General features: G+C 67.8%; 25 protein-coding genes. 18 read left to right on the forward strand and 7 right to left on the reverse strand.

Features of this window, described 5'->3' with window-relative positions; translation table 11 throughout:
• Nucleotides 1–830, reverse strand: an 830-nt coding sequence (locus WB461_RS07585; RefSeq protein WP_423852124.1) for a cytochrome P450, incomplete at its 3' end; no start/stop codon positions are given.
• Nucleotides 831–832: 2 nt separating this feature from the next.
• Nucleotides 833–2,299 carry a flavin-containing monooxygenase gene (locus WB461_RS07590; RefSeq protein WP_423852125.1) on the reverse strand — a complete coding sequence of 489 codons (1,467 nt, stop codon included), beginning with the start codon at nt 2,297–2,299 and terminating at the stop codon, nt 833–835.
• 75 nt (nt 2,300–2,374) lie between these two features.
• On the opposite strand from WB461_RS07590, the gene WB461_RS07595 reads away from it, so the two are divergent.
• Complete coding sequence (locus WB461_RS07595) at nt 2,375–2,983, forward strand: TetR/AcrR family transcriptional regulator (RefSeq protein ID WP_423852126.1); 609 nt, start codon at nt 2,375–2,377, stop codon at nt 2,981–2,983.
• Between the two features lie 45 nt (nt 2,984–3,028).
• Here the strand turns inward: WB461_RS07595 and WB461_RS07600 are convergent, their stop codons facing one another.
• Entirely contained in the window at nt 3,029–3,520 is a 492-nt protein-coding gene (locus WB461_RS07600; protein WP_423852127.1) for an inorganic diphosphatase, read from the reverse strand.
• A gap of 77 nt (nt 3,521–3,597) precedes the next feature.
• On the opposite strand from WB461_RS07600, the gene dacB reads away from it, so the two are divergent.
• The 11 genes from dacB to WB461_RS07655 all read left to right on the forward strand — a co-directional run bounded on the left by dacB (nt 3,598) and on the right by WB461_RS07655 (nt 13,092).
• The gene (gene dacB / locus WB461_RS07605; RefSeq protein WP_423852128.1) at nt 3,598–5,007 is read left to right on the forward strand and encodes a D-alanyl-D-alanine carboxypeptidase/D-alanyl-D-alanine endopeptidase; all 1,410 of its coding nucleotides are present in this window, start codon (nt 3,598–3,600) and stop codon (nt 5,005–5,007) included.
• Nucleotides 5,008–5,047: 40 nt separating this feature from the next.
• A complete protein-coding gene (locus tag WB461_RS07610; RefSeq protein ID WP_423852129.1) occupies nt 5,048–6,094 on the forward strand; it encodes a zinc-dependent metalloprotease in 1,047 nt (348 codons plus the stop codon).
• A gap of 4 nt (nt 6,095–6,098) precedes the next feature.
• Nucleotides 6,099–7,052, forward strand: a complete 954-nt coding sequence (tilS, locus tag WB461_RS07615; RefSeq protein ID WP_423852130.1) for a tRNA lysidine(34) synthetase TilS — start codon at nt 6,099–6,101, stop codon at nt 7,050–7,052.
• A 4-nt stretch (nt 7,053–7,056) separates the two neighbouring features.
• A complete protein-coding gene (hpt, locus tag WB461_RS07620) occupies nt 7,057–7,614 on the forward strand; it encodes a hypoxanthine phosphoribosyltransferase (RefSeq protein WP_423852131.1) in 558 nt (185 codons plus the stop codon).
• A 181-nt stretch (nt 7,615–7,795) separates the two neighbouring features.
• Nucleotides 7,796–9,805 carry an ATP-dependent zinc metalloprotease FtsH gene (gene ftsH / locus WB461_RS07625; protein ID WP_423852132.1) on the forward strand — a complete coding sequence of 670 codons (2,010 nt, stop codon included), beginning with the start codon at nt 7,796–7,798 and terminating at the stop codon, nt 9,803–9,805.
• The gene (gene folE / locus WB461_RS07630) at nt 9,802–10,368 is read left to right on the forward strand and encodes a GTP cyclohydrolase I FolE (protein WP_423852133.1); all 567 of its coding nucleotides are present in this window, start codon (nt 9,802–9,804) and stop codon (nt 10,366–10,368) included. Before ftsH ends, folE begins: the two co-directional genes overlap by 4 nt.
• 7 nt (nt 10,369–10,375) lie before the next feature.
• Nucleotides 10,376–11,206: a dihydropteroate synthase gene (gene folP / locus WB461_RS07635; RefSeq protein WP_423852170.1), complete on the forward strand. Its 831-nt coding sequence runs from the start codon at nt 10,376–10,378 to the stop codon at nt 11,204–11,206.
• On the forward strand, nt 11,203–11,637 hold the full coding sequence (locus tag WB461_RS07640) for a nuclear transport factor 2 family protein (protein ID WP_423852134.1): 435 nt from the start codon (nt 11,203–11,205) through the stop codon (nt 11,635–11,637). Before folP ends, WB461_RS07640 begins: the two co-directional genes overlap by 4 nt.
• Nucleotides 11,638–11,640: 3 nt before the next feature.
• Complete coding sequence (folB, locus tag WB461_RS07645) at nt 11,641–12,015, forward strand: dihydroneopterin aldolase (protein WP_423852135.1); 375 nt, start codon at nt 11,641–11,643, stop codon at nt 12,013–12,015.
• Nucleotides 12,012–12,575 (forward strand): 2-amino-4-hydroxy-6-hydroxymethyldihydropteridine diphosphokinase, encoded by a 564-nt coding sequence (gene folK, locus WB461_RS07650; RefSeq protein WP_423852136.1) that lies wholly within the window; start codon nt 12,012–12,014, stop codon nt 12,573–12,575. The genes folB and folK overlap by 4 nt, the downstream gene beginning before the upstream one ends.
• Nucleotides 12,576–12,588: 13 nt before the next feature.
• Nucleotides 12,589–13,092 carry a DUF3180 domain-containing protein gene (locus WB461_RS07655; protein ID WP_423852137.1) on the forward strand — a complete coding sequence of 168 codons (504 nt, stop codon included), beginning with the start codon at nt 12,589–12,591 and terminating at the stop codon, nt 13,090–13,092.
• A 9-nt stretch (nt 13,093–13,101) separates the two neighbouring features.
• On the opposite strand, the gene WB461_RS07660 is transcribed toward WB461_RS07655, so the two are convergent.
• The 4 genes from WB461_RS07660 to WB461_RS07675 are packed head-to-tail and all read right to left on the reverse strand — an operon-like array spanning nt 13,102 to nt 18,326.
• Nucleotides 13,102–14,754 carry a DUF885 domain-containing protein gene (locus WB461_RS07660; RefSeq protein ID WP_423852138.1) on the reverse strand — a complete coding sequence of 551 codons (1,653 nt, stop codon included), beginning with the start codon at nt 14,752–14,754 and terminating at the stop codon, nt 13,102–13,104.
• A gap of 28 nt (nt 14,755–14,782) precedes the next feature.
• Nucleotides 14,783–15,925, reverse strand: coding sequence for an NADH-quinone oxidoreductase subunit D (locus WB461_RS07665; protein ID WP_423852139.1), 1,143 nt, complete (start codon nt 15,923–15,925; stop codon nt 14,783–14,785).
• Nucleotides 15,922–17,397: a polysaccharide pyruvyl transferase family protein gene (locus tag WB461_RS07670; RefSeq protein ID WP_423852140.1), complete on the reverse strand. Its 1,476-nt coding sequence runs from the start codon at nt 17,395–17,397 to the stop codon at nt 15,922–15,924. Before WB461_RS07670 ends, WB461_RS07665 begins: the two co-directional genes overlap by 4 nt.
• Entirely contained in the window at nt 17,394–18,326 is a 933-nt protein-coding gene (locus WB461_RS07675) for an SAM-dependent methyltransferase (protein WP_423852141.1), read from the reverse strand. Before WB461_RS07675 ends, WB461_RS07670 begins: the two co-directional genes overlap by 4 nt.
• Nucleotides 18,327–18,362: 36 nt before the next feature.
• Here WB461_RS07675 and WB461_RS07680 point away from each other — a divergent pair, with 36 nt between their 5' ends.
• From WB461_RS07680 to lysS, 6 genes are all read left to right on the forward strand, one after another.
• Entirely contained in the window at nt 18,363–19,838 is a 1,476-nt protein-coding gene (locus WB461_RS07680; protein WP_423852142.1) for a glycosyltransferase, read from the forward strand.
• Nucleotides 19,839–19,944: 106 nt separating this feature from the next.
• The gene (locus WB461_RS07685; protein ID WP_423852143.1) at nt 19,945–20,847 is read left to right on the forward strand and encodes a Rossmann-like and DUF2520 domain-containing protein; all 903 of its coding nucleotides are present in this window, start codon (nt 19,945–19,947) and stop codon (nt 20,845–20,847) included.
• 2 nt (nt 20,848–20,849) lie between these two features.
• A complete protein-coding gene (gene panC / locus WB461_RS07690) occupies nt 20,850–21,683 on the forward strand; it encodes a pantoate--beta-alanine ligase (protein WP_423852144.1) in 834 nt (277 codons plus the stop codon).
• 2 nt (nt 21,684–21,685) lie between these two features.
• On the forward strand, nt 21,686–22,120 hold the full coding sequence (gene panD / locus WB461_RS07695; RefSeq protein WP_423852145.1) for an aspartate 1-decarboxylase: 435 nt from the start codon (nt 21,686–21,688) through the stop codon (nt 22,118–22,120).
• 4 nt (nt 22,121–22,124) lie between these two features.
• The gene (locus WB461_RS07700) at nt 22,125–22,904 is read left to right on the forward strand and encodes a type III pantothenate kinase (RefSeq protein ID WP_423852146.1); all 780 of its coding nucleotides are present in this window, start codon (nt 22,125–22,127) and stop codon (nt 22,902–22,904) included.
• Between the two features lie 124 nt (nt 22,905–23,028).
• Entirely contained in the window at nt 23,029–24,486 is a 1,458-nt protein-coding gene (lysS, locus tag WB461_RS07705; protein WP_423852171.1) for a lysine--tRNA ligase, read from the forward strand.
• Nucleotides 24,487–24,599: the final 113 nt, after the last annotated feature.

Consider the following 24,599-nt stretch of genomic DNA (forward strand, 5'->3'; position numbering starts at 1 on the left):
TGCAACGTCCACGACAGGGCCGACGCGGTCGTCTCGTGCCCCGCGAGCAGCAGCGTGACCAGCTGGTCACGCATCTCCTCGTCGGTGAGTGGGGTCTCGCCCTCGGTGTCACCGACACGGAGGAGACGGGACAGCACATCGTCGCGACCCTCGAGATCGTGTGCTTCGCGGCGCTCGGCGATCTCGGCGTAGAGCAGCTTGTCGACCTCGACCTGATTCTTGAAGTACGTGCTCCATGGCGGGATCTTGGCGAGCCTGGGGTAGGACCAGGCGAGCAGCGTCTTCGCGCCGATGTTGACCATCGTGTTGACCTTGGGGCGCAGCACCGCAAGACGTTTCTCGTCCGTCACGCCGAACACGACCTGCAGGATCACGTCGAGGGTGAGCGAGTTCATCCGATCGAGTGTCATCAGGGTGTCGCCGTCGCGCCACGAATCGATCTCGATCTTGGCGATGGCCTCCACCAGTGGCTGGTAGCCGCGCATCGACGGTCCGGTGAAGGCCGGCATCAGGAGCTTGCGGGCCCGCATGTGCTCGGCGTCGTCGGTCAGCAGGACGGAGTGCTCGCCCATGACCGGCTTGAGGATGCCATTGGCCTCTCCGGCATGGAACTGCGACGGGTCCGAAGCGAAGATCTCCTTGATGTCCACCGGATCGCTGAAGACCACCAACGTCTCGGGGCCGGGCAGGATCCGCACCGAGAAGGTGTCGCCGTACTTGGCGTGCAGCTTGGGCATGTCGGCGTAGCGACTGCGCAGGAACCTCCAGGTCATCAACCACGGGGGAGTCGTCGGACCGGGCGGTATGTCGTAGGTGCGGGACTCGCTCATGGTCAGGCCGCCCGTTCCCAGGCGAAGTCGGATCCCTTGATCTTTCGGGTCTCCCACCAGTACTGGAAGGTGAACTTGGGCCAGATCGTGCGGTTCTTGCCCTGGCTGTCGAGGTACCACGACGTGCAGCCGCCCTGGGTCCAGATGCCCTTCTCGACGAGCCTTTGGATCTCGACGTTGAAGGCGCTCTGCGCCTCCTTGGTCGCATCTGCGGCCGCGACGTCACGGCGGTCCATCTCGTCCAGCATCCGGATGATGAACTTGGTCTGCTGCTCGATCATGAAGACCACCGAGTTGTGGCCGAGTGCCGTGTTGGGGCCGAGCATGAAGTACAGGTTGGGGAAGCCGTTGATCGTCATGCCCAGGTAGGTCTCAACGCCGTTGTCGCGGAACTGCGCAGCGAGGTCGACACCGTCCTTGCCCTTGATGTCGAGGTAGTCGAACGCGTCGATGACGTGAAAGCCGGTGCCGTAGATGATGATGTCGGCCGGGTGCTTCACGCCGTTGTTGTCGATCACGCCGTCGCTCAGGATCTCCCTCACCCCGTCGGTGTTGAGCTCGACGTCGTCCCGCAGGAATGTCGGGTAGTACGTGTTGGACTGAAGCACGCGCTTGCAACCGAGCCGGTAGTCCGGGGTGAGCTTGGCCCGCAGCTCTGCATCGGGGATCGACTTGGCGAGTTCACGCTTGACGATCTTCTCGGCGAGCGGCAAGACGTTGAGGTGGCCGTTGAAGGCGATCGCTCGGGCTTCCAGCGACCAGTACAGCGCGTTGCGATAGGCGCGATGAGCACCGGGGATCGCCGCGAAGGCCTTCTTGCGCCACTCGGGAGTCGGCTTGTCCTTCTTGGGCAGCACCCATGCGGCGGTGCGCTGGAAGACGGTGAGCTGCCCGACCTCCTGCGCGATGATGGGGATGAATTGGATCGCGCTGGCGCCGGTGCCGATCACGACGACCTTCTTGCCCTTCAGGTCGACCGAGTGGTCCCACTGGGCGGAGTGGAACTTCGGGCCCTCGAAGGAGTCCGCGCCAGCGATCTCCGGCACGTTCGGAATGTGCAGACCGCCGACTCCGGCGATCAGCACTCGGGCCTGGTAGTCCTCGCCGTTGGTTCGGATGGTCCAGACCTTCTGGTCCTCGTCCCAGGTGGCGCCGGTGACTTCGACGCCGAAGGAGATGTAGGGACGGATGCCCTGCTCGTCGGCCACCTTGCGGAGGTACGCCCAGATCTCCTCCTGGCCGGAGAAGCTCTTGCTCCAGTCGGTGTTGAGCTCGTACGAGAACGAGTACATGTGACTGGGGATGTCGCACTCGCAGCCGGGGTACGTGTTGTCGCGCCAGGTGCCGCCGACGTCGTGGGCCTTCTCCAGGATCACGAAGTCCTCGCGCCCGGACTGGCGGAGCTTCATGGCCGCGCCCATGCCGGCGAAACCGGTACCGATGATGATGACATCCTTTTTGATCACCATTCAGATACTATCGGTATCTGAGTACGATGCAAGAGTGTTTTGGGCCACTCGGCCCGGTGGTCGAGGGAGTGGCGCGTGACGGTGGATGGGTCGAGGATCAGCAGGGCCGAGCGCCAGGCGCGCACCAGGGAGAGCCTGATCGCGGTCGCTCGCGAGATGTTCCTGTCCGACGGCTATGCCGCGACCTCGCTCGACAAGGTCGCCGTGCGCGCGGGCTTCTCCAAGGGGGCCGTGTACTCGAACTTCGACGGCAAGGAGCAGCTCTGCATGGCGGTGCTTGACAGCATCCACGAGGAGCAGATCGAGGGCGTGGTCAGTGCGTTCACGGCCGACACCGATCTGGACGGGCGCATCGAGGCGTTCGCTGCCTGGGCCCGTGAAGGGCTGGGTCAGCCACGTTGGACCGCGCTCGAGGTGGAGTTTGGGGCAATCGCGCGGCAGAGCCCGTACGTCGCGACCGAGCTGATCAAGCGTCACCGGGAGATTCGTGCGGCGATCGCCGACCTGGTGCGTCAGGTCACGACCGAGGCGGGCCTCGGCGACACGGTCGATCCGGAGAAAGCTGCCACCGCACTGCTGAGCCTGGGAATAGGGCTGGGCACCCTGCGGTCGCTGGACAGCAGCATCGACGTGGGGGTCTTCGCCGAGACCATGCGGGCACTGCTCAAGAGCTCGAACGGCTGACGCCGCTGCCCTGGTGAGCCGGGGCCCGTCCCCCGAGGCGGAGGCTCAGTAGCCGCCGTTGGTCTTGAAGCGGTCGTAGCTCGCCTGGATCTCGGCCTCGGCCTCGACCCGCCCGGTCCACGTCGAGCCCTCGACGGACTTGCCGGGCTCGAGGTCCTTGTAGACCGTGAAGAAGTGCTCGATCTCGAGCCGGTCGAACTCAGGTACGTGGTGGATGTCGCGCAGGTGCTCCTGGCGGGGGTCCTTCGCCGGAACGCACAGGACCTTGTCGTCGCCGCCGGCCTCGTCGGTCATGCGGAACATACCGATCGTGCGGCACGAGATGACGCAGCCGGGAAAGGTGGGCTCGGAGAGCAGTACCAGGGCATCGAGTGGATCGCTGTCCATGCCGAGGCTGTCGTCGATGAAGCCGTAGTCGGCCGGGTACTGCGTCGCAGTGAACAGCGTGCGGTCGAGGCGGATGCGATGCGTCGCGTGGTCGACCTCGTACTTGTTGCGGCTGCCCTTCGGGATCTCCACGGTGACGTCGAAAATCACTGGTGCCTCCGGCGGTTGAATTCTGGGTGCGCGCGCCATGGAGCGCAGCACAATGGTGTCTCTATAGTCTGGCGCATGTGGCCGCTCAGAATGAAACCAGGGTCGCGCGGCCTCGTGGTGGCGTCACCATCCCGGCGATCGTGCTGGCCCTCGTCGTGGCGCTCGGCGTCGTCCTGTGGCAACGCGGCGACCTCAACGAGCTGATCTGCGACGGCGACTGCGGACCGAGCAATGTCATTCCCCCTCGCTCCCTGACGACGGACTCGATGCCTGACCCGATGGGTCCGGCACGGGCCAGCGTGGGCGAGATCGACCCGGCCAGGCTCTCGGCGGCGGTCAGGGACGGACTGCGCGCATCCGTGCTGGGGCCGCGGGTGGGCTTTTCCGCGATCTCACCAGCGGACGGCCGTGAGCTGGCGTCCTTCGGCTCCGGCACCTACATTCCGGCTTCGACGACGAAGCTGCTCACGGGTTTCGCCGCGCTGTCGCTGATCGACCCGCAGGCGAGCTTCACGACCCGAGTGGTGCAGCAGGGTGAGCGGCTCATGCTGATCGGCGGCGGGGACCCCTACCTCGCCACCGTGATTGACAAGAAGTCCAAACGGGTCGAGCGGGCAGATCTCGCAACGCTGGCGCGTCGCACGGCGGCGTCGCTCACCCAGGCGGGGGTGACGACCGTCCGTCTGGGCTTCGACGCGTCGTTGTTCACCGGACAGGCCGCAAGCCCCAGCTGGGAATCCACGTACGTGAGCCAGAGCATCGTGACGCCGGTCAGTGCCCTCTGGGCCGATCAGGGTGTCGTCGGGGGAGCCCGCGCCAAGGACCCCGCTGCCGACGCTGCTCGCCGTTTCGCGGACCTGCTGTCGAAGCGTGGCGTCGCCGTCACCGGCGAACCGGCAGCGGGTCGGGCACCCGCCGGTGCGCAGACGATCGCCGCGGTGCGCAGTGCGCCGGTCGCGCAGATCGTCGAAGCGCTCATCGGAACCAGTGACAACCAGGCTGCGGAGGTCATGCTCCGACATGTGGCTCTGGCCGCCGGGCAACCCGGGAGCTTCGACGGTGGGACCGCGGCGGTCGTCGACGTGCTGACGTCTGCGGACATCGATGTCACGGGGTTGGTGCTCCGCGACGGCAGTGGGCTCTCCCGGTCCAACCGCATCGCGCCCCGGACCCTGGCCGAGACGGTCAACGTCGCGGCGACGACTTCACGCGCGTCCGGCCTGATGTCGGACCTGCCGGTCAGTGGTTTCACCGGCACGCTGGTCGACCGGTTCGCATCGCTCACGACGTCTCTGGGCACGTTGCGGGCCAAGACCGGCACGCTGTCGGGTGTCCACTCGCTGGCCGGCTTCGCGCTCGACGCCGACGGTCGCCCGGTCGTGTTCGCCCTGATGGCCGATCGCACTGAACGGGCCGCACCGCTGGTGGCGCAGGCCGCACTGGACCGGGTCGCCGCAGCTATTGCGACGTGCACCTGCGGATCATGAGTCGGCGGCGCAGCCACCCGGCAGGCCGTAGGTTGGTGCCATGATCGATTGGAAGCTCGCCCTCTCGACGGCGACGAGGCTGTCCAAGCCCGGCCCCGTCGTGTCGGCGGCCGAGGTCGCCGAGGCGGTTGCAGAGCTCCGCGAGGGGGCAGCCCGGTCGGAAGCCCCGGTCCGCGAGTTCAGTGACCTGCACGCCACATCGGCCACGGCGCCGGTCCTGGTGATCGACCGACCGCGCTGGGTCGAGGCCAATCTCGACACGTTCCGGCTCGTGATGGATCCTCTCGTCGCCAAGCTCGCGGAGTCCCGCAAGATGCCGACCGGGGTGGCCCGGACGGTGGGCGAGAAGATCAGCGGCGCTGAGCTCGGCGCGCTGATGTCGTTCATGTCGTCCAAGGTGCTGGGTCAGTTCGATCCGTTCTGGACCGGGCCCGCCGGCGAGGCCGGTCGGCTCCTGCTGGTGGCGCCCAACATCGTGCAGGCAGAGCGCCAGCTCGATGTCGACCCGCACGACTTCCGCCTCTGGGTGTGCCTGCACGAGGAGACGCATCGGGTGCAGTTCACGGCAGTCGACTGGATGCGGGACCACTTGCGTTCGCTGCTCGACGAGTTCGTGGACGCGACGGACCTGGACGCGTCGGCGTTGTCGTCCCTGGTCACCGAGGGCCTCGGCGAGATGATCCGCATCGTTCGCGGTGACTCGGACGCTTCGCTGGCGGAGCTGTTCCAGAACGACAGGCAGCGCGAGGTCGTCGATCGGATGACCGGCATCATGTCGCTGCTGGAGGGTCATGCCGACGTCGTGATGGACGGCGTCGGCCCCGAGGTCATTCCGTCTGTGGTCGACATTCGGCGCAAGTTCACCGAGCGGCGCAAGGGCGCCAGCAGCTTCGACCGGATTCTCCGGCGACTGTTGGGCCTGGACGCCAAGATGCGCCAGTACCGCGACGGGGCGGTGTTCGTCCGTCAGGTCAACGAGCGGGTGGGCCTGTCGGGGTTCAACGCCGTCTGGGCCGAGCCCGCCAATCTACCGACCGCCGCTGAGATCCTCGACCCCTCGTCGTGGGTCGCCCGCGTGCACGGCTAGGTCGATGGGCGGAGCTCTGGATCCTGCCGTCGCAACAGGTCGCAACCTGGTGCGCGCCGCACTGGCGGATCTCGGACCAGGCAGCCGGCTGGTGATCGGCGTCTCCGGTGGCGCGGACTCGCTGGCTCTGGCCGCGGTCACAGGCTTCGTTGCGGACCGGGCGTCGTACGAGGTCACTGCCGTGATCGTCGACCATCAGCTGCAGCCAGGATCGGCCGCCGTGGCCGCCGTGGCAGCCGAGCAGATCCACGAGCTGGGCATGGAGGCCGAGATCATCGCTGTCGACGTCGGCCGTCACGGTGGGCCCGAGGCGGCTGCCAGACGGGCACGCCACGAGGCGCTGCGCAGGTCGATGCCCGACGCGGTGCTTCTCGGCCACACCCTCGACGACCAGGCGGAGACCGTGCTGCTGGGGCTCGGCCGCGGATCGGGGCCGCGCTCGATCGCGGGAATGTCGCCCGCCGACGGGATCACCCGGCGCCCCCTGCTCGCCCTGCGACGCGTCGACACCGAGCGCATCTGCCGCGCGCACGGTCTGTCGTGGTGGAACGATCCGCACAACGCGGATCCGGCCTATCGGCGGTCCCGGATCCGCACCGAGCTCATGCCGGTGCTGGAGGACGTCCTCGGTGGGGGTGTCGCCGAGGCGCTGGCGCGCACCGCAGATCAGGTGAGGGCCGATGGAGCGTGGCTCGACGAGCTGGCTGCAGCCGTGGAGGCGCCGCTCGACGTCCCGACGCTCCTGGCCCTGCCGCCGGCCGTGCGATCACGGACCCTGCGCCGGACGGCCCTCCAGGCGGGCGCCGACGGCTCGGCCCTGACCTCGACCCACCTCGCCGAGATCGATCGCCTCGTCACCAGCTGGCACGGGCAGCGACGGATCGAGCTGCCCGGTGGGCTGGCCTGCGTGCGGCTGGGGGATTCCCTGTCGTACGTGAGGACCCCTGTGGCAGGCTGAGCCCGTGGACCAGACACATGTCGCAGACGACCTCGAGCTCGATCAGACCCTGTTCACCGAGGAGCAGATCGTCTCCCGCCTCAAGGAGATGGCCGCGCAGATCGAGATCGACTATGCCGGCAAGGACATCCTGCTGGTGGGCGTCCTCAAGGGCGCCGTGATGGTCATGGCCGATCTTGCTCGCAGCCTGGACCTGCACGTCGAGATGGACTGGATGGCGGTCTCGTCCTACGGCTCGGGCACCAAGTCGTCCGGTGTGGTGCGCATCCTCAAGGACCTCGACACCGACCTGCAGGGCCGCCACGTCCTGATCGTCGAGGACATCATCGACACGGGGCTGACGCTGTCGTGGCTCATCACCAACCTGCGGTCACGCGGACCGGCGTCCGTCGAGATCGCGACACTGCTGCGCAAGCCCGAGGCGCAGCAGATGGACGTCGAGGTCAAGTACGTCGGCTTCGACATCCCCAACGCCTTCGTCGTCGGCTACGGGCTGGACTTCAACGAGAAGTACCGCAACCTGCGCTGCATCGGCACCCTCGCGCCGCACGTGTATTCCTGATCGGCTCCACGCCTAGGCCGGGAACGCGGGTCACACCTGGGGTGGCTCGACGCAGTTTCCACCGCCACGGTGGGGAACCATTGCCCGCAACGCACTCGTTCCACAGGTGGATGGTGCTGCGTGTACCGTCTTCTTACCGACAAGTACTCAGGAGGAGTGGACCCGCTCCACGCCCGTTCACATGAACTTCAAACGCCTCATCAAGGGCCCCTGGCTCTGGATCTTCGTCATCACTCTCGTGGTGATCGCGATCGTGACTGCCTCCTCCAACGCTGACGGCTACAAGAGCGTCAAGACCGCCACGATGGTCAGCTATCTCCAGGACGGCAAGGTCAAGGACGTCACCTTCATCGACGGTGACCAGCAGATCCAGGCGACGCTGGCCGACGGCAAGAAGGTCAAGAGCAAGTACCTTGGCGACCAGGGAGCCCGACTCGTCCAGCAGGCCGAGAAGGCGGTGGCCGACAAGCAGCTCAAGTCTTTCGACGTCGAGGTGCCCAAGTCCAACCCCCTGGTGAGTCTGCTGATCGGCATCCTGCCGATCGTCGTGATCTTTGGCCTGATCATCTACATGATGAACAACGCCGCCGGGGGTGGCGGTCGGGTCATGCAGTTCGCCAAGTCCAAGGCCAAGCTCATGACCAAGGACACTCCCAAGACCACGTTCTCCGACGTCGCAGGCTGCGACGAGGCGATCGAAGAGCTCGGGGAGATCAAGGAGTTCCTGCAGGAGCCGGCCAAGTTCCAGGCAGTCGGAGCCAAGATTCCCAAGGGCGTGCTGCTCTACGGCCCGCCCGGCACCGGCAAGACGCTTCTTGCGCGAGCCGTCGCAGGTGAGGCCGGCGTCCCCTTCTACTCGATCTCGGGCTCGGACTTCGTCGAGATGTTCGTCGGCGTCGGCGCGAGCCGGGTCCGCGACCTGTTCGAGCAGGCCAAGGAAAATGCGCCCGCGATCGTCTTCATCGACGAGATCGACGCCGTCGGTCGGCACCGCGGCACCGGAATGGGCGGTGGCCACGACGAGCGTGAGCAGACGCTCAACCAGCTGCTGGTGGAGATGGATGGCTTCGACGTGCGAGGTGGAGTCATCCTGATCGCAGCGACCAACCGTCCCGACGTGCTCGACCCGGCACTGCTACGTCCTGGTCGGTTCGACCGGCAGATCGGCGTCGAGGCGCCTGACCTGGCCGGGCGCACCCAGATCCTCAAGGTGCACTCCCGTGGCAAGCCGATCGCGCCGGGTGTCGACCTCGAGGCAGTCGGGCGGCGCACTCCGGGCTTCTCGGGCGCCGATCTGGCCAATGTGCTCAACGAAGCCGCGCTGCTGACAGCCCGCAACGGTGCCAAGACGATCGACAACGCCGCTCTGGACGAGGCGATCGATCGCGTCATCTCCGGACCGCAGAAGCGCAGTCGCCTGATGAACGAGAACGAGCGCCGGATCACGGCGTACCACGAAGGGGGCCACGCCCTGGTCGCCGCAGCGCTGCCCCAGAGCGATCCGGTGCACAAGATCACGATCCTGCCGCGTGGACGGGCGCTGGGCTACACCATGGTCCTGCCTGACGAGGACAAGTACTCCCAGACCCGCGCGGAGCTGCTCGACAAGCTCGCGTACATGATGGGTGGCCGCGCGGCAGAGGAGCTGGTTTTCCACGACCCGACGACGGGTGCCGGCAACGACATCGAGAAGGCCACCGGGCTGGCCCGTGCCATGGTCACGCAGTACGGCATGACTGAGCGACTCGGCGCAGTGCGCCTCGGCGAGAACGAGGGCCAGCCATTCCTGGGTCGCGACATCGGTCATGCCCGCAACTACTCCGAGGCTGTCGCCGCCGTGGTCGACGAAGAGATCAACAAGCTGATCTCCTTCGCGCACCAGGAGGCGTTCGACATCCTGAACGAGAACCGGCACGTGCTGGATGCCCTCGTGACCGAGCTGTTGGAGAAGGAGACGCTCGACAAGGCGCAGGTCGCCGAGATCTTCGCTCCGTTGCAACGCCGCGAGATCCGCCCGGCCTGGACCGGCTCCGACAGCCGGGTCCCGGATACTCGCCCGCCGGTCGACACGATCGCCGGCAATTCCTACAGCGGCCAGAACGGAACGCCGGTCGTGATCGGCCCCGACTCGGGGTCCGACGCCCCACCGCCGGCCGGTCCTGACGTCCACGGGCACCCGGAGCTTCCGTGACGGTCGATCGGGCCCGAGCCGAGGCGGCGATCCGTGAGCTGTTGATCGCTGTTGGCGAGGATCCCGATCGTGAGGGGCTGAGAGACACGCCAGCACGCGTCGCCAACTCGTACGAGGAGCTGCTCGCGGGCATGGACCAGAGCCCCGAGGACGTCCTGACTGCAGTCTTCGAGGTCGGCCACGACGAGCTGGTGCTGGTCAAGGACATCGAGGTGTGGTCGATGTGCGAGCACCACCTGGTGCCGTTCTTCGGTGTCGCGCACGTGGGCTACATCCCCACCGACGGCGGACGGGTGACCGGCCTGTCGAAGCTCGCGCGCCTCGTCGACGTGTTCGCCCGGCGCCCGCAGGTGCAGGAGCGGCTGACGACCCAGATCGCCGATGCCCTCATCACCCATCTCAATCCACGCGGAGTCATCGTGGTCATCGAGGCCGAGCACCTGTGCATGACGATGCGGGGAGTCCGCAAGGGCGGAGCCAAGACCGTCACGAGCGCAGTGCGTGGCCAGCTGCGCGATCCAGCGACCCGCGCGGAGGCCATGGGCCTCATCACGGCACGCTAGCGGTGTGATGCCTGGGCTGCCCGACGACCGCTGCCTCGTGATGGGGGTCGTCAACGTGACACCTGACTCGTTCTCGGACGGTGGCAGGTGGCTCGACGCGGACACCGCGATCCGGCACGGGATCGATCTTGTCGCCGAGGGCGCCGACCTGGTCGATGTCGGCGGTGAGTCCACCCGGCCCGGCGCGCTCCGGATCGACGGCGAGGAGGAGCGGCGCCGGGTGATCCCGGTGATCCGCGGCCTGGTCGCCGAAGGCATCTCGGTCTCGGTCGACACGATGCGGGCCTCGACCGCGCGAGAGTCCCTGGAGGCTGGTGCGTCGATCATCAACGACGTGTCCGGTGGGCGAGCGGACCCCGAGATGATGGCGCTGGCGGCGCAGACCGGCTCCCCGATCGTGCTGATGCACTGGCGGGAGCACTCCGCGGTGATGCAGCAGCACACCCTGTACGAAGACATTGTCGAGGACATCACCCGTGAGCTCATAGTGCAGGTCAATGCCGCTGTGCACGCTGGTGTCGATCCCGACCGGATCATTCTCGATCCTGGCCTGGGATTCTCCAAGACGGGCGAGCAGAACTGGGCCGTTCTGGCGCACCTCGACGCCTTCGTGGCTCTGCGTCACCCGCTGCTGGTCGCTGCATCGCGCAAACGGTTCCTCGGCGAGCTGCTGACAGATGGCGACGTGCAGCGTCCGACCGAGCGGCGAGACGACGCCACCGCGGCGATCAGCGCGCTCGCTGCGTCCGCGGGTGCATGGTGCGTGCGGGTGCACGAGCCTGCGGCCTCGGCCGATGCCGTCCGGGTGGCGGCTCGACTCGGACAGGAGAACCGATGAGTGATGCCGTGCTCGCTGTTCACCGGGCGTTCTACGACGCGGTGGAGACCGGCGACGTCGACCTGATGGCGTCGCTGTGGGTCGACGACGCCGAGATCTCGTGTGTCCACCCCGGATCGCACCCCCTACGCGGTACGGCGCAGGTCCTGCGGTCGTGGACCGTCCTGATGGCCAATGTCGGCTACATCCAGTTCTTCCTGACCGACATCCAGGTGGTGACCTTCCCCCGCGGCGCAGCCGAGCCCACGACGGCGCTCGTGAGCTGCACGGAGAACATCCTGTCTGGTGACGGGCTGGTCTCGGCCGAGGCATTCTCCGGCGGCAAGGCCGTGTGCACCAGCATCCTGGTGAATCAGCCGGCCGGGTGGAAGCTCTGGTCCCGCCACGCCTCGCCCATCGCTGAGCTCCCCATCCCTGACCCGGAGGACTGACCAGTGATTCCCGACGACCTCGATCGCATCGATCTGCGCGGCATCTCCGCTCACGGCCACCACGGGGTGTTCCCGCAGGAGCGTCGTGACGGCCAGACCTTCGTCCTCGACGTGAGCCTCGGACTCGATCTCGGCCCGGCCGCGCGGGAGCACGATCTGACCAAGACGGTGCACTACGGGGTGCTGGCCGAGAAGGTGCATGACGCGATCGTGGGCGACCCGGTCGACCTGATTGAGACGTTGGCGCTTCGTGTGGTGGACTTGTGCCTGGCCGAGGACTCGGTCCGATGGGCTAGCGTGACGGTGCACAAGCCGGAGGCGCCCATCAAGGTGGCGTTTGACGATGTCGCCGTGACGATAGAGCGGAGCAAACAGTGACCGAAGCGCCCACACCGTACGTCTTGGACGCGGACACCATGACCGGGGGGATGCGACCCATCCGGCAGGCAGTCCTCTCACTCGGTTCCAATCTTGGCGATCGGCACGGCAAGCTCCAGGGCGGAGTCTCGGCGCTCGAGGACACCCCGGAGGTCACGGTCGTCGCGATCTCCTCGGTCTACGAGACTGACCCGTTGGGCGGACCGGACGAGTCCGGCAAGTTCCTCAACGCGGTGGTCCTGATCGACACGACCCTCACGGTCCACACGTTGCTGGACCGGGCTCTCGCGATCGAGGACGCCTTCGGACGGGAGCGCTCCGAGCAGGGCGCGCCCCGCACGTTGGACGTCGATCTGATCGTCGTGGGCCCGCGAGTCGCTGACGACGAGTCGCTCAAGCTTCCGCACCCGCGTGCACACGAGCGCGGATTCGTGCTGGTGCCATGGCTGGAGATCGACCCCGAGGGCGAAGTCCCGGGCAAGGGTTTCGTCGCCGACCTCCTCGCCGGCGTCGACACCTCCGGCGTCCACAAGCGTGAGGACCTCGAGATCATCCTGTGATCTCGGCACCGACATGAACCGGGTCCGCCCCACCTCGCCGCTGCTGGTCGCCGCGCTGATCGGCACCGGGCTGGTCGTCGGTCGGATCGTGCCGCCGTTGATCGTCCGGTTCGACGGCAGCGTGCCGAGACTGAGCTGGGTGGCTCCGTTGACTCTGCTCCTCGCCGCGGTGCTGGTGGGCACCCTCGCCTGGAACACCTGGCAGAGCCTGCACAAGAAGAATCAGCGGATGACGTCCGCGCACGGCATTCGCATGCTCGCCATCGCCAAGTCCAGCGCCGTGGTGGGATCGCTCGTCGCCGGGCTCTACGGTGGCTTCGCGATCGCGTTCGTCGACGCGCTGGACTCGCCGTTGGGCCGGGAACGGGTCGTCCGCGGTGGCGCTGCCGCGGTGGCCAGCGTGCTGCTCCTGGTCGCCGCAGTGCTGCTGGAGCGATCGTGCCGGCTCCCGGGCGACGATGACGAGGGCAAGGACGGTACGGCGTCCGATGCACGCCCAGACCCGACTCCAGCCTGAGCGTGCTGGTCAGGCCAGCAGCGACTCGCGGAGGGTGTCCATCCCCACGCTGCCGACGGCCAGCGCTCGACGGTGGAACTCCTTGAGGTCAGACCCGTTGGCGGCGACGTAGTCATCACGCAGCTGCTCCCACATGCGTTGGCCAACCTTGTACGACGGCGCCTGACCGGGCCAGCCCAGGTAGCGATTGGCTTCGAAACGGATGAACGGCTCGTTCATGTTGACGTGCTGGGACATGAAGCCGAACGCATCATCACCGGTCCATCTGCCGGATCCGTCTGGCTTGGGCTTGCCCAGGTGCACCCCGATGTCGACGACGACCCGCGCCGCGCGCATGCGTTGACCGTCGAGCATGCCGAGCCGATCGGCCGGATCGTCGAGATGGCCCAGATCGGACATCAGCCGCTCGGCGTAGAGGGCCCATCCCTCGCCGTGCCCGGAGTTCCAGTTGATCCGACGCCAACCGTTGAGCTCGGCGCGGTTGTACGTCGCGAGACCCAGTTGCAGGTGATGGCCGGGGACGCCCTCGTGGTAGACCGTGGTGAGCTCCCGCCACGTGTCGAACTCGGTGATCCCCTCCGGCACGCTCCACCACATGCGGCCGGCCCGCGTGAAGTCGTCGCTCGGCGGCGTGTAGTAGATGCCGCCCTGCTGGGTCGGGGCGATCCGGCACTCGAGCCGGCGCATGGGCTCAGGGATGTCGAAGTGGGTGCGCGACAGGTCTGCGACCGCGCGATCGCTGGTGGCCTGCATCCAGGCCTGCAGCGCCGCGGTGCCGTTCAGCCGACGCGCCGGATCGGAGTCCAGATGTGCGATCGCCTCGGCGACCGTCGCACCGGGCTTGATCTGGTCGGCTGTCGCCTCCTGCTCGTGAACCATTCTCGCGAGCTCGTCCAGACCCCACTCGTACGTCGCGTCGAGATCGATGTCGGCACCCACGAAGTGTCGCGACGCGATGGCGTAGTGCTCGCGGCCGACAGCGTCCTCGACCGGGGCGTGCGGTGCCAGGTCGTTCTCCAGGAACTCCGCCATGGCCGCGTACGCCTCGGTCGCGGCGAGCGCACCGGCCTCGAGGTCGGAGCGCAGGGAGCTGGGCACGTCCGCACCGGCTGCCAGTGCGACGAAGAAGCTGTCGGCGCCAACCTGCTTGCGAGCCTGCGACGCGACCTCACGCACCTGGCGGAGCGCCGGCGCATTGCCCGCAGCAATCCCGATCCGCAGGGAGTCCAGATAGCCGGTCATCGCCGCCGGGAGGTTTTGCATGCGACGCGCGATGTGAGACCAGTCGTCCTCGGTCTCGGTGTCCATCAGGTCGAAGATGTCGCGGAACTGCTGGCCCGGCGAGGCGATGACGTTCAGATCCCGCTGCCAGAAGCCGGCTTCGACCTGCTCCAGGTCGAGCTCGATCGTACGGATCAGCTCTGCACGGGTCACCGCATCGACGGCGTCGTCCGGGTCCGTCCGGCGTACGCGGGACAGCATCGTGCGGGCGGCCGCCGCGGCTGCGGCAACGCCGTCGGGAGACCGATCGGTGTAGTCGGACTCGCGTCCGGGCAGGCCGAGGTGGATGTGCAGCTCCGGTGTGAGCTCGAGCAGCTCCCCGAGCCACTCCTCGGCGAGCTCATCCATGCGCGTGGGAAGGCGGGGCGTGGGATCGGCCATGCCCCGACCCTACGACGGCGAGGTCACCTCACTTGTCGATGTCCCCGACGACGAAGAACATCGAGCCGAGAATCGCGACAAGGTCAGCCACGACCGTGCCGCCGACGATCTCGGGCAGCACCGCGACGTTGTTGAACGACGCCGAGCGCAGCTTGAGTCGCCATGGAGTCTTCTCACCGCGCGACACGAGGTAGTAGCCGTTGAGCCCGAGCGGGTTCTCGGTCCAGACATATGTCGAACCCTCGGGCGCCTTGAGGATCTTGGGTAGCCGCACGTTCACCGGTCCGGGTGCGATGTCGACCAGGCGGGCGAGACACGCGTCGGCCAGGTCGAGCGACACCTTGGTCTGCTCCAGCAGGACCGCGAACCGCGAGTAGCAGTCGCCATCGGTCAGCACCGGCACCCGCAGCACGTCCTGAAGCTCCCCGTACGCGAGGTAGGGCTCGTCGCGCCGCAGGTCCAGATCGAGACCGGAGGCCCGTGCGATGGGCCCTGACACGCCGTACGCCTCGACGAGCTCGGGCGACAGCACGCCGATTCCCCGCGTGCGGGCCCGGAAGATCTCGTTGCCGAAGATCAGGTCCTCGAGCTCGGTCAGGCGCGTCCGCACCGTCGAGATGGCTGCCGAGGCCCGCCCGGTCCATCCTGCCGGAATGTCGTCCTTGAGCCCGCCGACCCGGTTGAACATGTAGTGCATCCGTCCGCCGGAGACCTCCTCCATGACTTCCTGGATGGTCTCCCGCTCACGGAAGGCATAGAAGATCGGCGTGATCGCGCCGAGCTCGAGGGGATACGAGCCGAGGAACATCAGGTGGTTGAGCACCCGGTTGAGCTCGGCCAGCAGCGTGCGGATCCAGGTCGCGCGCTCCGGCACCTCCATCCCGAGCATGTCCTCGACCGCCAGCACGACCCCGAGCTCGGAGGAGAACGCGCTGAGCCAGTCGTGCCGATTGGCCAGGACGATGATCTGCCGGTAGTCGCGCACCTCGAAGAGTTTCTCGACGCCGCGGTGCATGTAGCCCACGATCGGCTCGCACGCCATCACCCGCTCGCCGTCGAGGGTCAGACGCAGGCGGAGCACGCCGTGGGTCGCAGGGTGCTGAGGACCGATGTTGAGCACCATGTCCGTCGTCGCGAACCCGGTGCCGACGCTTGCGGTGACCTCGGTCATGAGCGCCCGAACAGGCGCCTGATCAGGCGCAGGACACGGGTCGTCAGGCCGCGTGGCGAGCTGCGTTCGATCCGCTCGAGTCGTGCGTACAGCTCGTCGATCTGGCCGCGCTGCGCCGCGAGCTGTTCGGCCGTCTTCGCCTGAATTCGGGCGTGCCGGCTGCCGGCGCCGTTCCAGGGCGGGTGCGGGAACGGCTGTTCGTAGGCCTGCGGGTGGCGGGTGATGTCCAGAACCATGCCCTGACGCAGCCACTGCAGACGCGAGGCGATCTCGTGACCGTCGGAGGCGATCAGCGGATGGACCGGGGGTGGGAAGGTCGCGGCGGCGAGCCGGTCGTCGAAGTCCCCGCTGCCCGCGCCGTCCTGCCAGATGTGCGCGAGGCCATTGCGTTCCAGGAATGAGGTGTACCGATCGAAGGTCTCCGGCATCGCGGCATTGAACTCGCTCATGTCGGTCGAGTCGTAAAGCTCCTCGGCACGCAGCTCGGCGGTGAACTCGGGCATCACGGTGAACGGCATCCGGTGGTACTCGGCCAGCTCGATCGTGCGGGAATCGTGTGCCAGCAGCTGGGCCGGTGTGCCACCGAGCAAGGCGGCGACGTTGCCGTGGAACCGGGTGCCGTAGGCGAAGTCCTGGGTCGCCAGGAAGTCGTACCAGCTCCAGGTGTCGAGGAACAGTCGCATGCGGTCGTCCTGGTACAGCGGATGGTCCAGGTGGACCGGGGCGCGCATGTCGTGGACGTGGGGGAACGGAGTCCCCCACAGCAGGAGCCGCAAGTCATGGGCGTCCTGACCGATGTAGGTCAGGTGGGGGTGCCGCTGTGCCTGGGCCGTCGCAAACGCTCCGATGCCCGGCACCTCCGGGGTCAGGTTGAGGGCCAGGGGGCTGTGCGCCGTGATCATGTCGACCTTCTTGTCGACCGCGAAGTCCCTGCCGCGGAGGAACAGGGACGGGCAGCCGATGACCTCGATCGCGTCGTCGGGGAAGCCGAGCCCGAGCAGGTACGACCGGGTGAACTCGCCGCGGACACCGATCGAGGCCGAGCGGTCGAGCACGAGACCGACGAACTTCTTGACCGTGGACGCGATCGACTCCAGCGACTCGACTCCTTGGCCGTGCGCCGCCTGGGCGCCGATCCCGGTCACAGTCACCGGGATCGTGACCTGCTCGAGCAGCTCGCTGAGCCGGTCGAGCCGCGAGGCGAATTCGGGACGGAAGGCATTGGCCATCGGAATCACGAAGTGGTCGAACTCGGCATTGACCCGGGCTCCGTCACGCTGCTTCGGCTTGGCCCGCTCCGACAGCGTGCCGTTGGAGACCAGCTCGGCGTCATCGGTTGCCAGCGCCCGCCACACCGCGTGCTGGAACAGGTAGTTTCCGCTGTTGCTGTTGAACACATCCTGCGTCAGCGTCGACTCGGCCGCGACGGGGGTGAAGGGGTCCTTGCCGGATCGGATCAGCAACCGCGTCATGGGGTCAGTGTTCCATGCTCGAGGGACCCGGTGACCAGCCACCAGAAGTCGCCCAGTCCGCCCCCCGCCACGAGCTCACCGGCCTCCCCTGCGGCGGCCAGACGCTGCAGGTAGATCGCGGGGTCTGTGTGGGCGAGGTCCAGCGGGGGTCGGGTGGTCTGGAGCCCCAGCCGGGTCAAGGCGTCGCGCTGCCGTACCGCGGTTGCTCCGGCCGCCTGCGCGACGGAGTCCACGGCCACGTGCGCCGTGACGTCGCGGCTGCCGTCGGGCACGACATCGACCTCGCGTCCGCCGGCGTAGGAGCGCAGGGTGCCGAACGGTGGGCGGTCAGCGCGCCGATGACCGTAGTCGATCGCCACCGCGGTGCCGTTGACCCGTGCGACGACGTCAGCCCAGGCAGCATCCCGGGTCAGGCCGATCTCGGCTCGCTCGCCGGGTTCGGTCAGCGGCCACCAGGTACGGAGCCAGTCGGAGTCCAACTCGTCACCGAGGGTCTCGACTCCGGTCGACGGATCGACCAGGACCTGCCGCACCCGCCCGTCGTCGGCCATCTCGACGATGTCGCAGGGGACGTTGTCGAGCCACTCGTTCGCGACCAGCAGGCCGTCGATCTGTTCGGGCAGCGCCGACTGCCAGCCGATGGATTCGGGCAGCGACTCGGGTCGCGCGCCCAGCTCGACTCCGATGAGGCGCATCTGGTCACCGACCAGGGAGCGCAGGGCAGTCAGCAGCTCGCCGCCGCCGGCGCCGAGGTCGATGATCGTCTGCGCCTCGTTGCGCAGGGCGAGCTCGGCGATGGCGGTGGCGAAACTGCCGACGTGCGCGTTGGTACGGAAGTGCTCCGCCGGCCGGGAGGTGCGGAAGAAGCCGTCCTCGGCGTACAGGGCACGATCCCACGCCTCGCGCCACGGGAGGGCTCGCATCGTCATGTGATCAACCTAGAGAGTCGTCGCTATGCTCGGCTCGTGGCTCGACTTCGCAGGCGTTTCCGACGAGCCGTCGCGGTGCCGCTGGACCGGTGGCGACAGCGTTCCAGACCACTGCTCAGCATCGTGGTGCCGGTCTTCAACGGCGAGGCCTTCCTCGACGAATGCCTGCTGTCGGCGCGGCGTCAAGACTATCGCCGCGTGGAGATCATCGTGATCGACGACGGATCGACCGACTCCAGTCTGGCGATCGCCCGTCGGCACCGGAGATCCGATCGACGCGTCACGGTGCTCACGCAGACCAACAGTGGGGTGGCCGCCGCGAGGCGGGCGGCCGTCGAGGCGGCGACGGGGGCATTCCTCACGTTCGTCGACGCCGATGACACCGTCACCCGCACCGGGCTTCGCGCGGCGATGGACGTCCTGACCGAGTCGGGTTCCGACATCGCAGTGATGCCCTACCAGCGCCTGGAGGATGGTCGGGTCCGTCCGGCGGCTGCCTGGAATCGCGCACTTCACTCCAGGCCGGCGACGCACGTCGGGCTCACCGAACGTCCGGATGTCCTCGTCCATGCCATGGCGTGCGCCAAGATCTTTCAGCGAGAGTTCTGGGATGCCACCGCGCTGGAGTTCCCGGAGGTGATGCTGGCCGGAGATCAGATCGTCAGCGCCCGCGCCCTGGTCGCGGCCGAGGGCATCGACATCTCGGGGACGATGGCCTACAACTGGCGTCGCCAGACCTCCTCGGTGTCGCAGGGTCGGGTTACTGCGGCTGCAGTCCACGCCTGGACCAACGCCATCGATGCGGTGCTCGAGATCCTGGAGCCACTCCCGGACGTACGCGTCGAGCGGGCCGTGCAGTACGTGCGCCACAACCTGCCCAACCTGGTGCTCAAGCTCGAACGCGCCGATGACGCCTACCTCGAGGCGCTCATCGAACGAGTACCCCGCCTGATCCGCGCCGTCCCGGCCGATCGCTATCGCGCGGAGGTGCCCGCGCAGTTCCGCGTCCTCCATGCGCTGCTCGCGGCCGGCGAGCACGACCCCATCTGGCGTTACGTCCAGGCCGAGGGCATGCAGCCCGAAATGCACCCGTCGGGCATCGAGCCCGCCGGACTGACGGTCTACCTGCCGGGCTGGGAGCGTGATCGGGTGCCGCCCGAGACCTACGTCCTCACCGCCGAACAGACCGCAGCGCGTGCGACCGTGCGGAGTGTCCATCACGACGGTCCGAATCTGGTGCTCGATGTCGAGGCGTGGTTCCCGAACGTGGACCTGGTCGAACCCATGCTGGCGGTCAAGACCGATGGGGACCTCGTCGACGTCGTGCAGTGGGGTGAGCCGCACGTGTCCACCTCGCGTCAGGGCGCCCAACGACGTTATGTCGGATCTGGGTGGTCCGTGACCCTGAGAGGTGCTTCGCGCCGGGCTCCGAGGCAGATCACGGTGACGCTGACCGACGGATCACGGGAGAGCACGACGATCGCTCGACTTCCGCGCCGATCCGGCGTGTGATCCTTGGCACAGGCCTCGGCCCTGTCGGCCCGGCGCCCGAACGGTAGTATCGAGTTGTCAGTTTGTCTGGTACCCGCGTGCGGGACTGGAACGAAAGGCACCACACATGACACGTATGTCCATGGGCGTGATCGGAGCCGGCAGGGTCGGCGCAGTTCTCGCTGCTCGATTCCGCGCGGCCGGCTACCCGTTGGTGGGGGTCAGCGGGCGGTCGCCCGAATCCTTGCTGCGCATCAGCACCCTGCTCCCGGGCGTCGCTGTCCTGACACCGGTGGAGCTGGCCGCAGCCAGCGACATCCTGGTCCTCGCGGTGCCGGACGATGACCTGATCGTCGTCGCCGAGGAGCTGGCCGCGACCGGATGCGTCCGACCGGGCCAGTACGTCCTGCACACCAGTGGACGGCACGGCCTGGACGCGCTGGCCGCCCTGACGCGGCTGGGCGCCCGCCCGATCGCGTTCCACCCGGCCATGACGTTCTCCGGCACCCCGGTCGACCTCGATCGCTCGCCAGTCTTCGGGCTGACCGCCGGCCCGGCCGAGCGTCGCCTCGCGGAGGAGCTCGTCGCGGCACTCGGCGGCACCCCGATGTGGGTCGAGGAGGCCGATCGTGTGCTGTATCACGCGGCCCTGGCGCACGGAGCCAACCACCTGGTCACGCTGGTGGCTCAGTCGATGGATCTGCTGCGTGCCGCCGGTGCCGCGGACCCCGCAGCGGTGCTGAGCCCGTTGCTCGCCGCGGCACTCGACAACGTCCTGGCTCATGGTGACGCGGCGCTGACCGGTCCGGTCGTGCGAGGTGACGTCACCACGATCCGCGCCCACGTCGACGCGCTGGCCGCAGCGGACGTCGACGACTCCACCGTGGATGCCTATCTCGAGCTGGCTCGCGCCACCGCGGGACGGGCTGAGGCGGACGGCAGGCTCGCCGCGAGCCAGGCAGGCACGATCCGACAGGTCCTCGACGAGGCCGACTGGGACACTCTCGCTGAGATCGCAGCCGGGATCTGACCGTGTCGGGTCCGATCATCGCGCGAACACGCGCCGAGCTGTCAGCTGCCTGTGGCGGGACGAGCGTCTCGTTCGTGCCGACGATGGGGGCGCTTCACGATGGGCACCTCCAGCTGCTCGAGCACGCCCGACCGCTGGGCGGGACCCTCGTCGCATCGATCTTCGTCAACCCGACGCAGTTCGCCCCGGGAGAGGACTTCGATGCCTACCCGCGGACGTTCGGCGCCGATCTCGAGGTGTGCGCGCAGGCCGGGGTCGACGTGGTCTTCGCCCCCACGGTGGCGACGATGTACCCGGCCGGTCTGGACGACACCATCACGGTCGACCCGGGACCACTCGGCGCCGTGCTCGAAGGTGCCGTCCGGCCCACCCACTTTCGCGGCGTGCTGACCGTCGTCGCGAAGCTGTGCGGCCTCGTGCGTCCGGATGTCGCGGTGTTCGGGGAGAAGGACTACCAGCAGCTGACCCTCATTCGGCACCTGGCCCGGGATCTCGCCCTGGGCGTCGACGTCGTGGGCTGCCCGACCGTGCGCGAGCCGGACGGGCTGGCGATGAGCTCTCGCAATCGCTACCTGTCCGAGGATGACCGCCAGCGGGCGGCATACGTGTCGGCGGCCCTGCGGGCCGGTGTGGCAGCCGCACCTGACGGCGTTGATGCCGTCCTGTCCGCAGCTGCCACGGTGCTCGAATCCGCTGGGATCGACCCCGACTATCTGGTCGTGACCGACCCCGACCTGGGCTCGGCGATGCCCGGAGCCGAGGCCCGTCTGCTCGTCGCCGCCCGGGTCGGCACGCCACGCCTGCTCGACAACACGTCCCTCACGCTAGGAGCCTGACCATGATCCGCACCATGATGAAGTCCAAGATCCACCGGGCCACCGTGACCCAGGCCGACCTGCACTACGTCGGCTCGGTGACGGTCGACCAGGACCTGCTCGACGCGGCGGACCTGCTGCCGGGCGAGCTGGTCCACATCGTCGACGTCGACAACGGCGCGCGTCTGGAGACCTACACGATCGCTGGAGAGCGGGGCAGTGGGGTCGTCGGCATCAACGGTGCCGCCGCACACCTGGTCCACCCCGGTGATCTCGTCATCCTCATCGCGTACGCCCAGCTGACCGACGCCGAGGCGCGGGCGTTCGAGCCGAGCGTGGTGTTCGTCGACGCGAACAACTCGGTCGTCGGCACCGGCAGCGATCCGGCCGAGGCGCTTCCCGGCAGCGGGCTGACCCGCGGAGACGTCGTCGACAACCCCCTCGTGGCATCCCGGTGACCCCATGACCTTGCTCTGCCTGGACGTCAGCAACAGCCACACGACGATCGGCGCCTTCGACGACGAGGACCTGATCGCGCACTGGCAGGTCTCCTCGGACGAGCGGCGAACGGCCGACGAGTGGCAGATGCTCGTCACGGGCCTGGTGAGCCAGGCCGGTATCGGTCGGGTCGAGGCAGTCAGCCTGTGCTGCACCGTGCCCGCGATCCTGGTCGAGCTGCGGGCCATGCAGGTGCGTTACTGGGCGGATCTGCCGGTGGCGATCGTCGGCCCGGGGGTCAAGACCGGTGTACCGATCCACACCGACAACCCGCGCGAGGTCGGTGCCGATCGAATCGTCAACGCGCTGGCGGCGGTTGAGCTCTACGGCGGCCCGGCGATCGTCGTCGATCTCAACGGCACCGCGACGATCTTCGATGTCGTGGACGAATCCAACCGCTACATCGGCGGCGCGATCGCGCCGGGTGTCGAGCTGTCGCTCGATGCGCTGGCCCGCCGCGGCGCCCAGCTGCGCAGCGTGGAGCTGGCGCTGCCTCGGGACGTCGTGGGCAAGAACACCGTCGAGGCCCTGCAGTCCGGGGTCGTCTACGGGTTCGCCGGCCTGGTCGACGGAATGGTGACCCGCATCATCGAGTCGCTCGACGTCGACCCTGATCACGTCACGGTGATCGCGACGGGCTCCTATCCCGATGCCGTCGTCGACAACTGCTCGACCATCACGACCCGGGATCCGTGGCTGACCCTCACGGGACTGCGTCTGATCCACGAGAAGAACCACGAGTGACAAAGCAGGGCGAACGTCCTGGCGAAGAGAGCGGCGACCCGCGATCACCGGGCCGCCACTAGGCTTGACCCTTGTGAGCGATGCGACCACCACCCCGGCCCCCGAGGGCGAGATTCCCGAGCAGATGCGGGTGCGCCTGGAGAAGCGGCAGCAGCTCCTCGACCGTGGCGAGGAGCCATACCCGATCGTCGTCGACCGCACGCACACGCTGAAGCAGATCACCTCGGGCTACGACGCCCAGGCGCTCGGCCCGGACGTACGGACAGGTGATGTCGTCTCGGTTGCCGGCCGGGTGATCTTCGTGCGCGGCACCGGCAAGCTGGTCTTCGCGGTGCTGCGCGAGGGCGATGGCACCGAGCTCCAAGCGATGTTGTCGCTCGCCGGGATCGGCGAAGACCGTCTGGCCCAGCTCAAGTCCTCGATCGACATCGGCGACCACCTCGCCGTCACGGGCGAGGTCATCACGAGCAAGCGCGGCGAGCTCTCGGTCATGGCCACCTCGTGGGCCATCGCGGCCAAGACCGTTCGCCCGCTGCCCAACGAGCACTCCCCGCTGTCCGACGAGGCGCGCAGCCGGATGCGCTATGTCGACCTCATCGTCCGCCCCGAGGCCCGCGAGACGGTGCGGGTCAAGGCCAAAGTGCTGCAATCCCTTCGGTCGACCCTCGATCAGCGTGCGTACGTCGAGGTGGACACCCCCGTGCTGCAGCACACGAATGGTGGTGCCGCGGCACGCCCGTTCAACACGCACACCAATGCCTTCGACGAAGACATGCTGCTGCGCATCGCCATCGAGCTGCATCTCAAGCGTGCACTCGTCGGCGGAGTCGACCGGGTGTACGAGATCGGGAAGACGTTCCGCAACGAGGGGGTCGACAACACGCACAATGTCGAGTTCCTGATGCTCGAGGCCTACGAGGCCTACGGCTCCTACGACACGATGGCCGAGCTCACCCGCGATCTGGTGGTCAACGCCGCGCGCGCAGTGGGTCGCACCGTCGTGACCGGTCGGGACGGGACGGAGATCGATCTCGAAGCAGACTGGCGCCGCGCCAGCATCCACGAGCTGGTGTCAGAGGCCACCGGGATCGCGGTCGACATCGAGACGTCAGAGGACGATCTGACGGCGCTCGCCGCCAGGCAGGGAGTGGCCCTGCAGCCGCACTGGGGCGCGGGCGAGATCGTGCTCGAGCTGTTCGAGAAGTTGGTCGAGCACACACTCATCCAGCCGACGTTCGTGTGCGACTACCCCGAGTCGGTGCGCCCGCTGGCCAAGAAGCACCGCTCCAAGCCCGGCCTGGTCGAGGCATGGGACCTGATCATCAACGGTGTCGAGCTGGCGCCCGCGTACTCGGAGCTCAACGATCCCGTGATCCAGCGCGAACGCCTCGAGGAGCAGTCGCGGCTCGCCGCGGCCGGCGATCCGGAGGCGATGGATGTCGACGAGGACTTCCTGCGTGCACTCGAGTTCGGGATGCCGCCTGCCGGCGGGATGGGTCTGGGCGTCGACCGGTTGGTGATGCTGCTGCTCGGCATCGGCATCCGCGAGGCAATCCTGTTTCCGCTGTCCCGCGCCGAGTGACCTGCGACCGGGGTTCTGCTGACAGCGAACTCCGGAACACCCGGTCACCGGTGACAGTTGAGTTACACATATGGACATCCATGCGTGCGGATTTCCAGACCTGACTAAACTGA

It is taken from the genome of Aeromicrobium sp., assembly GCF_049587115.1.
GTDB lineage: Bacteria > Actinomycetota > Actinomycetes > Propionibacteriales > Nocardioidaceae > Aeromicrobium.

Coding starts and splice junctions, on each gene's coding strand:
- WB461_RS07590 (WP_423852125.1), bottom strand. CDS start 2,299: ATGGTGATCAAAAAGGATGTCATCATCATCGGTACCGGTTTCGCCGGC.
- WB461_RS07610 (WP_423852129.1), top strand. CDS start 5,048: ATGATCGATTGGAAGCTCGCCCTCTCGACGGCGACGAGGCTGTCCAAG.
- tilS (WP_423852130.1), top strand. CDS start 6,099: ATGGGCGGAGCTCTGGATCCTGCCGTCGCAACAGGTCGCAACCTGGTG.
- ftsH (WP_423852132.1), top strand. CDS start 7,796: ATGAACTTCAAACGCCTCATCAAGGGCCCCTGGCTCTGGATCTTCGTC.
- folP (WP_423852170.1), top strand. CDS start 10,376: ATGCCTGGGCTGCCCGACGACCGCTGCCTCGTGATGGGGGTCGTCAAC.
- WB461_RS07640 (WP_423852134.1), top strand. CDS start 11,203: ATGAGTGATGCCGTGCTCGCTGTTCACCGGGCGTTCTACGACGCGGTG.
- WB461_RS07655 (WP_423852137.1), top strand. CDS start 12,589: ATGAACCGGGTCCGCCCCACCTCGCCGCTGCTGGTCGCCGCGCTGATC.
- WB461_RS07660 (WP_423852138.1), bottom strand. CDS start 14,754: ATGGCCGATCCCACGCCCCGCCTTCCCACGCGCATGGATGAGCTCGCC.
- WB461_RS07665 (WP_423852139.1), bottom strand. CDS start 15,925: ATGACCGAGGTCACCGCAAGCGTCGGCACCGGGTTCGCGACGACGGAC.
- WB461_RS07670 (WP_423852140.1), bottom strand. CDS start 17,397: ATGACGCGGTTGCTGATCCGATCCGGCAAGGACCCCTTCACCCCCGTC.
- WB461_RS07675 (WP_423852141.1), bottom strand. CDS start 18,326: ATGACGATGCGAGCCCTCCCGTGGCGCGAGGCGTGGGATCGTGCCCTG.
- WB461_RS07685 (WP_423852143.1), top strand. CDS start 19,945: ATGACACGTATGTCCATGGGCGTGATCGGAGCCGGCAGGGTCGGCGCA.
- panD (WP_423852145.1), top strand. CDS start 21,686: ATGATCCGCACCATGATGAAGTCCAAGATCCACCGGGCCACCGTGACC.
- WB461_RS07700 (WP_423852146.1), top strand. CDS start 22,125: ATGACCTTGCTCTGCCTGGACGTCAGCAACAGCCACACGACGATCGGC.
- lysS (WP_423852171.1), top strand. CDS start 23,029: ATGCGGGTGCGCCTGGAGAAGCGGCAGCAGCTCCTCGACCGTGGCGAG.